Below are 13,068 nucleotides of genomic sequence, written 5' to 3' on the forward strand. Positions count from 1 at the left end.
CTTTACATTCCTTCTAACAGTACGTTCTTTTTGATCCACTCCACTACCTTATCCACATTTTCATCTCCGCGGATGTTGGTGAACTGGAAAGGTCTGTCACCGCGCATTTTTCTGGAGTCTCGTTCCATAACTTCCAGGCTTGCACCAACGTAGGGGGCAAGGTCAATTTTGTTGATCACAAGAAGGTCGGAACGGGTAATTCCAGGGCCGCCTTTTCTCGGAATCTTATCCCCTTCTGCCACGTCGATGACAAAAATGGTAGCATCCACCAGCTCCGGGCTGAAGGTTGCAGATAAGTTGTCTCCGCCGCTTTCTATGAAAAGAAGTTCAATGTCCGGAAAGCGTTCCATCATCTCATCCACTGCCTCAAGGTTCATGGATGCATCCTCACGGATCGCAGTATGGGGACAGCCGCCTGTCTCCACGCCAATGATGCGCTCCACTGGAAGAACGCTGTTTTTGGCAAGAAACTGGGCGTCCTCCTTTGTATAAATATCGTTTGTGATCACACCAATGCTGTAGTCCTTTGCCATCTTTCTTGACAAAGCCTCAATAAGTGCTGTTTTTCCGGAACCAACAGGTCCCGCAACTCCGATTTTTACATATGACATCTCGATTTCCTCTTTTCTTCTTATGACATGTATAGCCTGGAATACAGTTTTTCGTGCTGGATTCCCCTGATATCAAAACCTGGTGCGGAAAGACACAAATCTTCTTTGCTTTTATGCATCACATCTTCCAGAATCTCGCCAAATTCCTTATAACAACCGCTTAAAAGCTGCTGTCCCGCGGTCTGGCTTAAGGGGATCGTCTTCACGCAATTAGTTACCATTGCAGAGGTCTGTGCATACAGATAATGGGCCAGAGCCTCCCCAATGGAAATCTCCATCTGGGCACAGAAAACGCCGTAAATGCAGCAGTGATTCACCGCTTTTCCCTTTCTCGCGTCCAGATATTCCCGGAAAATTCCCGTTTCGCTGATGGAAAGTCCCAGCTTTTCTATGGTTTTGGCAAAACGGGAGCCCATCTTTCTTGCAGCCTCTCTTTGCTCCATGGGAATCCTGGAGGCTTCCAGAATTTCTTCCAGTTCCAGAAGCTCTGACAGGTCATTTTCCCTGGCGGCTTCATAGGCAAGTCTGGCTCCCAGAAGTTCTGTATATGCAAGATTCCATTTTATTTTATGGGTAATATATTCTCTCGCCGTGTCTGCATCATGGACAATTCCCCGCTGAATATAGGTTTCCAGTCCCTGGGAATGAGAGTAGCCTCCGATGGGAAACAGGGCGTCATTTACCTGCAAAAGATAAAACTGTTTTTCTGACATAAAGAACCTCCATAACTGCAGTTTTTTTACTTGTTTTAGTGATGATGGTTGTGGATGCTTGCAGAAATCCGCTTGTCAAAATCAAGCTTTCGCACCTCTTTTTCGGCCTTAACACCGTGGATTTTCTGGAGCATCACAAGCATTGGCTCATTATAAATGGTAATAAAAGTATCGTCCTCTCCCCAGAAAAGAGGCGCATGCCGGTTGCCAATCTCATAGCATACCTTGGCTGCCATTTTCTCATGTCCAGGGGTGAAGGACACGCGGATCACTTCGCATGGCGGGGTATTTACGGCAATTATTTTTTTATCATCTGCGTAGATCACATCATCCTGATACAGTCCCCGGGAAAGAATGGAATCATCCATGCGGATGCCAACCTCCGTCCCTTTGTCCGTTGTTTTTTTATGTATTTTCTTAAAAGCTTCGTGCCATTCGATGCCTACATATTCCACTGTTTTTCCTTCTGTATCAAAATCATGAAGCTTTCCCAAAACCTGCTCACAAAGCATTTTTTCTGACCTCCAACTTGCAGTTTTTCTTTTTACCAAATCTGAAGCAGCATCATAACACCTGGGATCCAGGCTGTTACAACGCCCTCAAAGACCTGAAGATATGGAACAAATTTTCCCAGCTTTTTCCCGCAGATATCCTCCACAAACGCAGTTCCCCACAGAATTGCCCACAGATACCAGATTCCTGCCCAGCGGATATCTGCTGTGATTCCAAGTGCAGTACTTCCGGTAAAGCCTTCGATGGTTCCGAAGATCACGGCATTGACTGCCACGAAGGAAGAAAACCATGCAAAAGGAATGGGATCTGCTTTTAAAAACTTGCTTAATGCAACAAAAAGATAGGTAAAGCAGAACAATAATCCGGTTCCTGCTGCGTAATAATTTCCCTGTACCAGGTTCACAAAGTTAATAAAAAGGGAAAGTCCTCCGGTGAAAATATTCATGATGGCAGTGGATTTTCCATCTACATGGTATAAGGTACACATACCATTGTTGATCAGTACGATTCCTACAAACAAAAGGCAAACACCTAACATAAAATCTCTCCTCTTCTTAAAACAGGCTGTAAAGCTGGGTCAGCGGAAGCTTCTCGGCTGGTTTGGAAGTGATCTCTTCCCCGTCAACAGTTACCTTATAGGTCTCCGGATCAACTGTTAATTCCGGTGTTCTGTCGTTGAATACCATGTCCTTTTTGCTGATATTTCTGCAGCCCTTTACAGGCACTACAGTCTTTTCCAGACCATATTTTTCTTTTACATTTTCATCCATGGCAGCCTGGGATACAAAGGTCAGGCATGCTTCGTTTTTTGCTTTTCCGTGGGCTGCGAACATTGGCTGATAGCATACCGGCTGGGTAGTCGGAATGGAGGCATTTGCATCTCCCATCTTGGAGGCAATGATCATGCCGCCTTTGATGATCATGTCCGGTTTTGCCCCGAAAAATGCAGGATTCCACAGAACCAGGTCTGCGAATTTTCCGGTTTCCACAGAGCCTACATACTGGGAAATACCGTGGGTGATGGCCGGGTTGATGGTATATTTGGAGATGTAGCGTTTTACACGGAAGTTGTCGTTATCATGGCCTGCATCTTCCGGAAGTGCGCCTCTTTCATCTTTCATTTTGCTTGCAGTCTGCCAGGTACGTGTGATGACCTCGCCTACACGTCCCATTGCCTGAGAGTCGGAGCTCATCATGCTGAAAATTCCCATGTCGTGAAGAACATCCTCTGCAGCAATAGTCTCCGGTCGGATTCGGGAATCAGCAAATGCCACATCTTCCGGAATTCTTTTGTCCAGATGATGGCAAACCATCAGCATGTCCAGATGCTCATCCAGGGTGTTTACAGTGTATGGCATTGTGGGGTTCGTGGAGGATGGAAGCACATTTGGCGCTGCTGCCGCGCGGATGATGTCCGGTGCATGGCCGCCGCCTGCTCCTTCTGTATGATAGGTATGGATGGTTCTTCCGCCGATGGCTGCCAGGGTGTCTTCTACGCATCCGCCCTCATTCAGGGTGTCTGTGTGAATTGCCACCTGCACATCATATTCATCTGCCACATTCAGGCAGTGGTTGATAACTGCCGATGTTGCGCCCCAGTCCTCATGTATTTTCAGTCCCATTGCCCCGGCTTTTACCTGCTCGATGAGAGGTGCTTCATCGGAGCAGTTGCCTTTGCCAAGGAAGCCAAGGTTCATAGGATACTCTTCTGCTGCTTTTAACATCATTCTCAAGTTCCATGGTCCCGGGGTACAGGTGGTGGCGTTTGTGCCGTCTGCCGGGCCTGTTCCTCCGCCGATCATGGTGGTTACGCCACTGTACAGCGCACAGTCGATCTGCTGAGGACTGATGAAATGAATGTGGGTGTCAATTCCCCCTGCTGTTACGATCATTCCCTCTCCTGCCAGGGCTTCTGTAGATGCGCCTACTGTCATTCCAGGTGTTACGCCGTCCATAATGTCCGGGTTTCCTGCTTTTCCGATTCCTGCGATTTTGCCGTCTTTGATTCCAATGTCAGCTTTGACGATTCCGGTGGAATCCACGATCAGGGCATTGGTGATCACAAGGTCAAGATCACCGTCCTTGCTGCAGGTTTTTACAGACTGTCCCATGCCGTCACGGATGCTTTTGCCGCCGCCGAATTTTACTTCATCGCCATAGGTGGTATAGTCTTTTTCTACTTCGATCACAAGGCTTGTATCTGCCAGACGTACTTTATCTCCTGTAGTCGGGCCATACATTGCTGCATATTTGCTTCCGGAAATTTTTGTACTCATTGTTGTCCCTCCTTACAGAAATCCTTTTAATTTTGCATTTTCCACAGATGCTGCTTTGGTGTCCTCTGTTGCCTGGGCGCGGGTGAGATCATTTAAGCCGAATACTCTTTTTCTGCCGCCCATTTCGGTAAGCTGGACTTCTTTTTCTTCTCCCGGCTCAAATCTTACAGAGGTGCCGGAAGGGATGTCCAGATGGTATCCGTAGGCTTTTTCCCGGTCAAAAGAAAGGCATTTGTTTACTTCAAAGAAATGAAAATGGGAACCAACCTGAACCGGTCTGTCGCCTTTGTTTGCCACTGTTACTGTCACTGTTTTTTTGCCTTCGTTAAGTGTAATCTCACGATTCCCAGCCATAATTTCACCAATTTTCATGCTGATCTTCCTCCTTACTGAATTGGGTTGTGTACGGTTACAAGCTTGGTTCCGTCTGGAAAGGTAGCTTCTACCTGGACTTCACCGATCATATCAGCTACGCCGTCCATTACATCGTCTTTTGTAAGAATTTTGGTTCCAAGCTGCATCAGCTCTACCACTGTTTTTCCATCTCTTGCAAGCTCCAGAAGCTCAGAACTGATATACGCAAGCGCCTCCACATAATTCAGCTTCAGACCTCTGTCCTTTCTCTCTTTGGCAAGATTTCCTGCCATATGAAGCATTAATTTTTCCTGTTCCTTTGGATTCAGTCTCATGATGTTTCTCCTCTCAATCTGTGTGGAAAATTCTGATATACAGATTTTCGCAGAAAAAAAAGAGCAGACAATGGGATTTTTCAGACCCCTTTGTCTGCTCTTTGCACGAAAATTTATATGCGGTATTATAGCGTGAGATTGTTTTATGGTCAAGATGTTTTTTGTGAAATTTTTATGCGGCATTAAATGCCATAAACTGCTTCCAGCAATCTAAGACCTGTTTTGGTTTTAAAAAGCTTCCGCTTCGTGTTGCTGATATTGCCCTCTGAATAGCCAGATTCATCTGCATTTACCAGGTAGTCTGCTTCCAGAAGGATCTGGTAGTCAATGCCGTCAATACCGGTTAAGGTGTGATGATGTCCCACCAAAAAAACAACCCGTTTCTTGATTTCTTCCGGCAGATCTGTGTCTTTTAGAAACTCTTCCGCTAACAGAATGCCTTCTTTTTCCTGGTATTTCCCATTGGTGTTTCCGTATTTTTCCCTGCAAAGAGGGCAGGCAATGTCATGGACGATTGCTGCAGTTTCAACGGTAATCAAATCCTTCTCAGAAACATTTTCACTTTCCGCGATGGTTTTGGCGTAGGTGTATACTTTCATAAAATGATTGATGTCATGTCTGTTTCCATTGGAAAACTGAATCATTTTTACCATAATATCAGATGTATTTGTACTCATAGCTGGCCTCCTTGTATTCTCTTCAGGTATTATAACACAGATCCGGTATCCATCAATGGTAAAACTTCCCCAGACACAGTCTATGTCGCTGCTTTCCACCAGTTACTTTTTCTCTTCCCAGTTGATGTAGGAAAAAACAGGCTCATAGCCCATGCACCCGAAAACAGCAGTGCTTACAAAAAATATTTGCTCTATTATAACTTACTGCTGAATTTCATGTCAATTTCATATTATTGATAAAGTTAAAATTTTTTCCGGCAGGAAGCAACAATCTTTTTCTTTGCAAATAAAAATCTTTTTTGCAAAAACATATTGAAAATTATTTTCAACTGTGATACCCTGTGTTCTAGTGTGTTTCCACACAATACGAATGGCCGTCACTGCCGTACATTTCTGGCACGGTGTATTCGTAAACTCAGGAGAGTCTCTTCAAAAAATAAATGGAAGAGCGCCGAAGGTGTACGCAGCATGTATCATGCTGTTAATCTCTCAGGCAAAAGGATGGAGGAAAGAGAACATGTTTACACAAATCAACAACTTTATCACCTGGTTTGACGGAGTCGTTTGGGGACTTCCGCTTATCATTCTGATCCTGATCACAGGATTCCTTTTAACCGTTCGGTTAGGCTTTTTACAGGTAAGACATCTTGGAAAAGCACTGAAATTCATGGTACGAAATGAAGACGGCGGGGAAGGTGAGGTTACAAGCTTTGGTGCTCTTTGCACAGCTTTGTCAGCTACCATCGGAACCGGAAATATTGTAGGTGTTGCTACTGCTATTGCAGCTGGCGGACCGGGAGCCTTATTCTGGATGATCGTTGCCGCATTCTTCGGAATGGCAACCAAATACGCAGAAGGTCTTCTCGCAATCAAATACCGTACCATTGATAAGGAAGGCCATGTACTTGGCGGACCTTTCTACTACATTGAAAACGGTATGGGAAAGCAGTGGAGATGGCTTGCAAAGATCTTCGCATTTTTCGGAGCAGGAGTTGGTCTTTTCGGAATCGGTACTTTTACACAGGTAAACGGTATTGCTTCTGCAGTGAAGAACTTCTTTGATCCGGATACCGTTCACACCGTTTCCCTTTTCGGAAATACATATTCCTGGGCAACTGTTATCGCCTGCCTGATTCTTACTTTATGTGTAGGACTTGTAGTTCTTGGCGGCATTCAGCGTATTGCTAAGGTATCCCAGATTGTTGTACCGTTTATGGCAGTTCTGTACGTAGTACTTGCACTGATCATTGTCATCACAAATATTACGGCTGTTCCGGCAGCAATCGTTACGATCGTAAAAACAGCATTTAACGGAAGTGCCCTTGCAGGCGGTGCCATGGGAACCATGGTTGTTGCAATGCAAAAAGGTATTGCCCGCGGTATTTTCTCCAATGAATCCGGTCTTGGAAGTGCTCCTATTGCTGCTGCAGCAGCTCAGACAAAGGAACCTGTTCGTCAGGGTCTCGTTTCCATGACAGGTACTTTCATTGATACCATCGTAATCTGTACCATGACAGGTCTTTCCATCGTCATTACAGGAACCTGGAACACAGGACTTGAAGGCGTCGCTATTACCACGGCAGCATTCCAGAAAGGACTTCCTTTCCCACCACAATTTGCTTCCTTTGCACTTATGCTGTGCCTGGTTTTCTTCGCATTTACAACCATCCTTGGATGGGATTACTACGGTGAACGCTGTCTTGAGTATCTGTTTGATCGTAACATGACAGCCGTAAAAACCTACCGTTGGTTATATATTCTCTGCGTATTTATCGGACCTTACATGACAGTTGCTGCTGTATGGAATATTGCAGATATCTTCAATGCCCTGATGGCTTTCCCGAACCTGATCGCACTGCTTGCTTTAAGCGGCGTAGTGGTAAAGGAAACAAAGGATTTCTTTAAAAGACATAAAAATTACCAGTTTTAAAATAAAAAAAGCTCCTGCCAGCTGATGCTTTTAGCCACTGGCGGGAGTTTTTTTACAATGAATTCGGATTAAACAAATCGCTTATGCTGTCTCCGTTTCTGTGAATTCCATCTACGGAAAATTCAGCCCATTCACCAATATTCGTAGCATGATCTCCGATTCTTTCATAATATTTTGAAATCATAAGAAGATCAAGGATTTCATCACCGGAATACCCCATACGATTCATATCCAAAGCTTTTCTTATCTGATTAAAAAGGTTATCCAGCAGATCATCGCTGTCGATTACCTTTTTGGCCAGATCACTTTTCTCTTCTACGTAAGCTGTGACACTGTCATTTACCATATGCATTGCATGCTCAGCCATTTCCTGAAGGGGAATCGCAGTAACCGGAACATGTACACTTCCTGTAAGCATAATTTCTGCAATATCTGTAGCCTGATCTCCGATTCTTTCCATATCTGTAACCATCTTAAGGGCTGCTGAAATCTTTCTCAGATCCGTTCCTACCGGCTGCTGTTTTAAAAGCAGCTGCATACAAAGTGCTTCAATATTATGCTCTTTATCATCAATTTCTTTCTCAATTTTTCCAATTTCCTTTGATGCTGTTTCGCGAATTTCCACACTTGCCAGAAGCTGACAGGTTTTCATAATTACCTGTCCGCACAGATTTCCCATTTCCGTAATTTCATCTGAAAGTCTGGCAAGCTTTGCATTATAAAGATCTCTCATATCAACCGAACCTCCCTGTGATATACTCTTCTGTTTTCTTATTCTGTGGTCTTGAAAACAGCTCTGTAGTATCGTTATATTCGATGATCTCACCCAGCAGGAAAAAGGCTGTTTTATCCGAAATACGAGCTGCCTGCTGCATATTATGAGTCACGATCACAATTGTATAACGGTCTTTTAATTCCAATGCCAGATCCTCAATGTGAGATGTAGAAATCGGATCCAAAGCGGAGGTGGGTTCGTCCATAAGAAGAACCTCAGGCTCTACTGCAAGAGCTCTTGCAATGCAAAGTCTTTGCTGCTGTCCACCTGACATTCCAAGCGCACTTTTCTTCAGGCGATCTTTTACTTCATCCCAGATAGATGCATTTCGAAGTGCTCTTTCCACAATATCATCCAGCTTTTCTTTGGAATGAATGCCATGTGTACGAGGTCCATATGCAATATTATCATAAATACTCATAGGGAACGGATTAGGTTTCTGAAATACCATTCCTACACGTTTTCTGAGAAGATTCACATCGATATTCCCATAAATATCTTCACCGTCCAACCGTATATCACCTGTAATCTTACAGCCCTCAACCAGATCATTCATACGGTTTAATGACTTTAACAAAGTGGATTTTCCACATCCGCTTGGACCGATGAATGCTGTTATTTTCTTTTCCGGAATATCCAGATTAATATTCTTTAAAGCATGGAACTGTCCATAGTACAAATCCATGTTTTCCACATTAATTTTACCCATATTCTCCTTTGAAAAGCATCTCGGCTGCTTTTCTCTGCCTTTCATCATAATTACAAAGTATTATGGCAAGCGGATATAATCCGCTTTGCCAAGTCTTTTTGCACAAAATCCGGAAATCCAGTTCAGTACCAGTACAAAAACCAGAAGGATAACTGCAGTTGCATAGGCCTGATCCATATAAAGACCCTCACTGGAAAGCACATACATATGCACTGCAAGAGTTCTTCCTGAACCCATGAGGCTGGAAGGAACCTTTGCAACTGCACCAGCTGTGTAAATAAGTGCAGCTGTCTCACCTACAATACGACCGGTTGCGAGAACCACTCCGGAAAGGATTCCAGGTATGGCACTTGGAAGTACTACCTTAAAAACAGTACGAAGCTTTCCCGCACCTAGCCCAAAGGAGGCTTCTCTGTATGCATCCGGAACACCAAGAAGTGCTTCTTCTGTAGTACGGATGATCAGAGGAAGGATCATGATCACTAAAGTCATGGCTCCGGATAACAAAGAGTATCCCCAGTGAAGTGCTGTACTGAAAAACAAAAGTCCAAACAAACCAAAAATGATAGATGGAATTCCCTGTAATGTCTCTGTTGTTATGCGAATTATTTTTACAAGCTTGCTTCCTTTTTTTGCATATTCAACCAGATATATTGCTGCAAAAATACCAAACGGCACTGCGATCAAAAGTGATAGTAGTGTGATAATCAGCGTGTTAATAAGTGCCGGCATCAGGGATGCATTTTCTGAATTATATTCCAGTGCAAACAGCTCCGGTTTCAGATTTCCTACACCTTTTATCAGAATAAATCCTACCAGAAAGGCCATAACTGTCACTGTGATCACAGCTGACAGCCATACCAGAAGCCGAAGCACAGCTGAACCCGGATGACTTTTCCAGTAAGAAGATCTGCTTTTACTCATCTTCTGTCCTCCTTTTCAGGGCTGATACGCATAGGTTGATGATCAGGATAAATACGAACAATACTACACCTGTTGCAATCAGCGCTTCTCTATGAAGGTCAGTCGCATAGCCCATTTCAATAACAATATTTGCGGTCATGGTACGAAGTCCTTTAAACAGTCCCTGTGGCATCCAGGTCTGGTTTCCGGCTACCATAATGACTGCCATTGTCTCACCGATGGCACGACCGATTCCAAGTACAACACCTGCTAACACACCGGATTTTGCTGCCGGAAATACAGTTCCAAACACACTTTTTTCATGAGTTGCCCCAAGTGCCAGTGCTCCTTCATAGTAGCTTGTGGGAACGCTTTTCAAAGCCGGCTCCGCAACTCCTGTAACTGTTGGGAGTATCATAATTCCAAGAAGCACGGAAGCAGTAAGCATTGTGCTTCCATCATGTCCTGTAAGCTGGCGCAGCAGCGGTACAAATACAGTCAGACCAAAAAATCCATATACAACTGAAGGGATTCCGGCAAGAAGATTTACCATTGCTTTTAATGGAGAATACAACTGCTTTGGACAATAAAATGCAAGGAAAATTGCAAGCAGAAGAGCTGTTGGAACACCTACCACAATGGCTCCTGCTGTTACGTAGATACTTCCAAGGATAAATGGGAAAATTCCGTAAAGTCCGTTAGATGGTTTCCACTTCATTCCAAACAGGAAGTCTGGCAGACCGATTTTCGCCATTGCCGGAATTCCGTTTGCGAATAAGAAGATACAGATTAATGCAACGGCCAGCACAGAAGTGCAGGCCGCTACAAGGAACACGATTTTCATTACCTTTTCATTAATTGATTTCATAAAGTCCGTTCCTTTATTTGGGAAGTTTTTCCAATTTGCAAGCTCAGATTATTATTTTGCAAGATCTTCCCATGTAGTGATGTTACCTGTGTAGATATCCTTTACCTGATCGCTTGTAAGCTCAGCTACACCACTGTCATTGTTTACAATTATTGCAATACCATCCTTTGCAATTACAGTTGCAGTAAGACCAGCCTCAGTTTCGCTGTCTTTTAAGTCACGTGATGCCATACCGATATCGCAAAGTCCGTCAATTGCAGATGTCATACCAGTTGTAGAATCACTCTGCTGAACCTCGATGTCTACTTTATCATTTACTTCTTTATAGCTTTCAGCAAGCTTCTCCATTACCGGAGTTACAGAAGAAGATCCGGCTACCACAACTTTTCCTTCTACATCTGCTGCTTCATATTCCGGTTTGTCTCCAACGGAAATGTATCCGTTTTCTTCAATCACAGCCTGTCCGTCAGCACTCATAATATAATTGATAAAATCCTGTGCTGCTTCGCTTACATCATCCTTTGTTGCAATATTAAAAGGACGAACTACTTTATAATCACCAGACTCAATATTCTCTGCTGTTGCTTCTGCTCCGTCAATTTTTACAGCTGTAACAGTATCATTCAGGGAGCCAAGTGAAACATATCCGATTGCATTCTCATCCTGAGCTACTGTGCTTAACATAACAGAAGTACTATTTGTGATTTTAGCTGCCTCTGTAGTGTTGTCTACTTTATTTCCATCTGCATCTTTTTCTTCAATTCCAAACAGTTCAATGAATGCACCTCTTGTACCGGAACCATCCTCTCTGGAACAGATTGTAATATCTCCGGAAGCTGCTGCCATTGCTGTTGTACCCATTGTTGCTACTCCTAATAATGCCGCCATCGCTACTGCTAAACCTTTTTTCATGATTATTTTCTCCTTTTCTTCGAGGTCCTTGTTTTTTTCTCTCTCTCGCGATTACAGTCTGTATATTACCGTCCATATGTAAAATACACTATCCCGGAAAAGTAAAAAAAATGTAAAAAAACAGACCTGTTTCAGATCTGTTTTTTACAATTGTCTTTTCCTTATAGAGAACAGAAAATTTGCCTAATATAAGATTTTCATGTATAATAAATGCATGTATGAGTATAGCCTGTTTCGTTATTTACGAAATATTTTTCATACAGGCTTCAAACTTCCGGAATAAGAATGGAGATTACTATGACTGAAGAGCAAACTAAAATGACATGGCTGGATACGCCAGATCCACAGAAATTTATTAATAATGCTGCCAAGTTTAATGACCTGATGATGATGTACCGCTGCGCAATTCGTGAGGTGCAAACCAAGCTTGAAGTACTGGATGACGAATTTTCTGTTGAATATAAGAGAAATCCTATCTCTTTTATTAAGACAAGAATCAAGAAGCCAGAAAGTATTTACCGTAAGCTTCAAAAGCTTGGGTATGCTTTCACTGCTGAGAATATTCAGGAATATCTGAATGATGTTGCAGGAGTGCGGGTAGTCTGTGCATTTATTGACGATATTTATACTGTTGCAAACCTGATTGCAGGCCAGGACGATATTAAAGTTCTCAAAGTCAAGGACTACATCCAAAATCCTAAGTCCAATGGCTACCGCAGCTATCATATGATTGTAGAGATTCCGGTATTTTTTTCAAAAGGTAAAACACCTATGCGGGTAGAGCTTCAAATTCGTACCAATGGAATGGATTTCTGGGCTACTCTGGAACACCAGCTTCGCTATAAGAAGGGAATTGAGGATCTCCCGGGCTATGATGAGATCAGTGCTGAGCTTCTCCGCTCTGCCCAGGCTGTAATCGAAACGGATAATGAAATGCAGCGAATTAAGGATAAGATTGGGATGTTTCATGATATTTGAGACAGGCTCGATCTGCATAATTTTACGGCAGACAAGATTAATTGTCTGCCGCTATTCTCTCTTGAAATTGAGTCGATACGCTTGTCAAGTGTCCTGCCAAATACATACAATTTGTATTGCAGCATAGCGGACTGATAAGATTTCTTTTATTTCAGCCACACAAACACGCAAAACAGAATGAACAAAAAGGCTGCACCGCCGAAGATCAGACCTACCGTGAGGGATGCTTTGAGGGAAAGCCAGATCATTCCTCTTCGCTCTTCCTTTGTCATAGGCGGATTCTCAAAGGCTGACAGGTTATCCGGCATATCACTTTCCATACCTGGCTCCGGTACCTTTACGTCAAATTCTTTCCTGTGTTTAGATGGATCTCCCGGAAGGATCTGCCACGGTCTTCTGGAATTCCAGGGCATACCATCCACATCCATTTTTGCAACTGTGTAATCCGGTAATTCTTCTTTTTTCTTCTTTCCCATGATAGAACCTCCTGAAAATTTTACAGGCCAGGAGAATC

The 13,068-nt window shown here is 43.4% G+C and carries 16 protein-coding genes and 1 riboswitch; of the genes, 2 read left to right on the forward strand and 14 right to left on the reverse strand.

All coding sequences use genetic code 11. The features are described 5' to 3' along the window. Positions 1–2: 2 nt before the first annotated feature. The 8 genes from ureG to DWZ38_RS05115 all read right to left on the reverse strand — a co-directional run bounded on the left by ureG (position 3) and on the right by DWZ38_RS05115 (position 5,479). On the reverse strand, positions 3–611 hold the full coding sequence (gene ureG / locus DWZ38_RS05080; RefSeq protein ID WP_021925795.1) for an urease accessory protein UreG: 609 nt from the start codon (positions 609–611) through the stop codon (positions 3–5). A gap of 20 nt (positions 612–631) precedes the next feature. Next, a complete protein-coding gene (locus tag DWZ38_RS05085; RefSeq protein ID WP_021925796.1) occupies positions 632–1,324 on the reverse strand; it encodes an urease accessory protein UreF in 693 nt (230 codons plus the stop codon). A 35-nt stretch (positions 1,325–1,359) separates the two neighbouring features. Continuing rightward, positions 1,360–1,836 carry an urease accessory protein UreE gene (locus DWZ38_RS05090; protein ID WP_021925797.1) on the reverse strand — a complete coding sequence of 159 codons (477 nt, stop codon included), beginning with the start codon at positions 1,834–1,836 and terminating at the stop codon, positions 1,360–1,362. A 32-nt stretch (positions 1,837–1,868) separates the two neighbouring features. Further along, a complete protein-coding gene (locus tag DWZ38_RS05095; RefSeq protein WP_021925798.1) occupies positions 1,869–2,375 on the reverse strand; it encodes an AmiS/UreI family transporter in 507 nt (168 codons plus the stop codon). Between the two features lie 16 nt (positions 2,376–2,391). Further along, positions 2,392–4,113 (reverse strand): urease subunit alpha, encoded by a 1,722-nt coding sequence (gene ureC, locus DWZ38_RS05100; RefSeq protein WP_021925799.1) that lies wholly within the window; start codon positions 4,111–4,113, stop codon positions 2,392–2,394. Between the two features lie 12 nt (positions 4,114–4,125). Beyond that, positions 4,126–4,485: an urease subunit beta gene (gene ureB / locus DWZ38_RS05105; RefSeq protein ID WP_021925800.1), complete on the reverse strand. Its 360-nt coding sequence runs from the start codon at positions 4,483–4,485 to the stop codon at positions 4,126–4,128. 14 nt (positions 4,486–4,499) lie between these two features. Continuing rightward, complete coding sequence (ureA, locus tag DWZ38_RS05110; protein WP_117850629.1) at positions 4,500–4,802, reverse strand: urease subunit gamma; 303 nt, start codon at positions 4,800–4,802, stop codon at positions 4,500–4,502. A 182-nt stretch (positions 4,803–4,984) separates the two neighbouring features. Then, on the reverse strand, positions 4,985–5,479 hold the full coding sequence (locus tag DWZ38_RS05115) for an HD domain-containing protein (protein WP_021925802.1): 495 nt from the start codon (positions 5,477–5,479) through the stop codon (positions 4,985–4,987). A 406-nt stretch (positions 5,480–5,885) separates the two neighbouring features. Next, a riboswitch (glycine riboswitch) is annotated at positions 5,886–5,994 on the forward strand. A gap of 2 nt (positions 5,995–5,996) precedes the next feature. Between DWZ38_RS05115 and DWZ38_RS05120 the strand changes: the two genes are divergently transcribed. Then, positions 5,997–7,409 (forward strand): alanine/glycine:cation symporter family protein, encoded by a 1,413-nt coding sequence (locus tag DWZ38_RS05120; protein WP_117850631.1) that lies wholly within the window; start codon positions 5,997–5,999, stop codon positions 7,407–7,409. A 52-nt stretch (positions 7,410–7,461) separates the two neighbouring features. Here DWZ38_RS05120 and phoU read toward each other — a convergent pair whose 3' ends face one another. From phoU to DWZ38_RS05145, 5 genes are read right to left on the reverse strand one after another with little or no spacing between them, the layout of a single operon-like run. Then, positions 7,462–8,142 carry a phosphate signaling complex protein PhoU gene (gene phoU / locus DWZ38_RS05125; RefSeq protein ID WP_117850634.1) on the reverse strand — a complete coding sequence of 227 codons (681 nt, stop codon included), beginning with the start codon at positions 8,140–8,142 and terminating at the stop codon, positions 7,462–7,464. Between the two features lies 1 nt (position 8,143). Beyond that, on the reverse strand, positions 8,144–8,893 hold the full coding sequence (gene pstB / locus DWZ38_RS05130; RefSeq protein WP_021925805.1) for a phosphate ABC transporter ATP-binding protein PstB: 750 nt from the start codon (positions 8,891–8,893) through the stop codon (positions 8,144–8,146). 60 nt (positions 8,894–8,953) lie between these two features. Further along, positions 8,954–9,817, reverse strand: a complete 864-nt coding sequence (gene pstA / locus DWZ38_RS05135; RefSeq protein WP_117850637.1) for a phosphate ABC transporter permease PstA — start codon at positions 9,815–9,817, stop codon at positions 8,954–8,956. After that, on the reverse strand, positions 9,810–10,664 hold the full coding sequence (gene pstC / locus DWZ38_RS05140; protein WP_117850640.1) for a phosphate ABC transporter permease subunit PstC: 855 nt from the start codon (positions 10,662–10,664) through the stop codon (positions 9,810–9,812). The genes pstA and pstC overlap by 8 nt, the downstream gene beginning before the upstream one ends. Positions 10,665–10,715: 51 nt before the next feature. Beyond that, on the reverse strand, positions 10,716–11,576 hold the full coding sequence (locus tag DWZ38_RS05145; RefSeq protein WP_117850643.1) for a substrate-binding domain-containing protein: 861 nt from the start codon (positions 11,574–11,576) through the stop codon (positions 10,716–10,718). A gap of 297 nt (positions 11,577–11,873) precedes the next feature. Between DWZ38_RS05145 and DWZ38_RS05150 the strand changes: the two genes are divergently transcribed. Further along, positions 11,874–12,554 carry a GTP pyrophosphokinase family protein gene (locus DWZ38_RS05150; RefSeq protein WP_117850645.1) on the forward strand — a complete coding sequence of 227 codons (681 nt, stop codon included), beginning with the start codon at positions 11,874–11,876 and terminating at the stop codon, positions 12,552–12,554. A gap of 146 nt (positions 12,555–12,700) precedes the next feature. Here the strand turns inward: DWZ38_RS05150 and DWZ38_RS05155 are convergent, their stop codons facing one another. Beyond that, the gene (locus DWZ38_RS05155) at positions 12,701–13,030 is read right to left on the reverse strand and encodes a hypothetical protein (protein WP_117850648.1); all 330 of its coding nucleotides are present in this window, start codon (positions 13,028–13,030) and stop codon (positions 12,701–12,703) included. Positions 13,031–13,068: the final 38 nt, after the last annotated feature.

The organism is Ruminococcus sp. AF31-8BH (assembly GCF_003460605.1).
In the GTDB taxonomy this organism is placed as follows: Bacteria; Bacillota; Clostridia; order Lachnospirales; family Lachnospiraceae; genus Blautia_A; species Blautia_A acetigignens.

Coding starts and splice junctions, on each gene's coding strand:
- ureG (WP_021925795.1), bottom strand. CDS start 611: ATGTCATATGTAAAAATCGGAGTTGCGGGACCTGTTGGTTCCGGAAAA.
- DWZ38_RS05085 (WP_021925796.1), bottom strand. CDS start 1,324: ATGTCAGAAAAACAGTTTTATCTTTTGCAGGTAAATGACGCCCTGTTT.
- DWZ38_RS05090 (WP_021925797.1), bottom strand. CDS start 1,836: ATGCTTTGTGAGCAGGTTTTGGGAAAGCTTCATGATTTTGATACAGAA.
- DWZ38_RS05095 (WP_021925798.1), bottom strand. CDS start 2,375: ATGTTAGGTGTTTGCCTTTTGTTTGTAGGAATCGTACTGATCAACAAT.
- ureC (WP_021925799.1), bottom strand. CDS start 4,113: ATGAGTACAAAAATTTCCGGAAGCAAATATGCAGCAATGTATGGCCCG.
- ureB (WP_021925800.1), bottom strand. CDS start 4,485: ATGAAAATTGGTGAAATTATGGCTGGGAATCGTGAGATTACACTTAAC.
- ureA (WP_117850629.1), bottom strand. CDS start 4,802: ATGAGACTGAATCCAAAGGAACAGGAAAAATTAATGCTTCATATGGCA.
- DWZ38_RS05115 (WP_021925802.1), bottom strand. CDS start 5,479: ATGAGTACAAATACATCTGATATTATGGTAAAAATGATTCAGTTTTCC.
- DWZ38_RS05120 (WP_117850631.1), top strand. CDS start 5,997: ATGTTTACACAAATCAACAACTTTATCACCTGGTTTGACGGAGTCGTT.
- phoU (WP_117850634.1), bottom strand. CDS start 8,142: ATGAGAGATCTTTATAATGCAAAGCTTGCCAGACTTTCAGATGAAATT.
- pstB (WP_021925805.1), bottom strand. CDS start 8,893: ATGGGTAAAATTAATGTGGAAAACATGGATTTGTACTATGGACAGTTC.
- pstA (WP_117850637.1), bottom strand. CDS start 9,817: ATGAGTAAAAGCAGATCTTCTTACTGGAAAAGTCATCCGGGTTCAGCT.
- pstC (WP_117850640.1), bottom strand. CDS start 10,664: ATGAAATCAATTAATGAAAAGGTAATGAAAATCGTGTTCCTTGTAGCG.
- DWZ38_RS05145 (WP_117850643.1), bottom strand. CDS start 11,576: ATGAAAAAAGGTTTAGCAGTAGCGATGGCGGCATTATTAGGAGTAGCA.
- DWZ38_RS05150 (WP_117850645.1), top strand. CDS start 11,874: ATGACTGAAGAGCAAACTAAAATGACATGGCTGGATACGCCAGATCCA.
- DWZ38_RS05155 (WP_117850648.1), bottom strand. CDS start 13,030: ATGGGAAAGAAGAAAAAAGAAGAATTACCGGATTACACAGTTGCAAAA.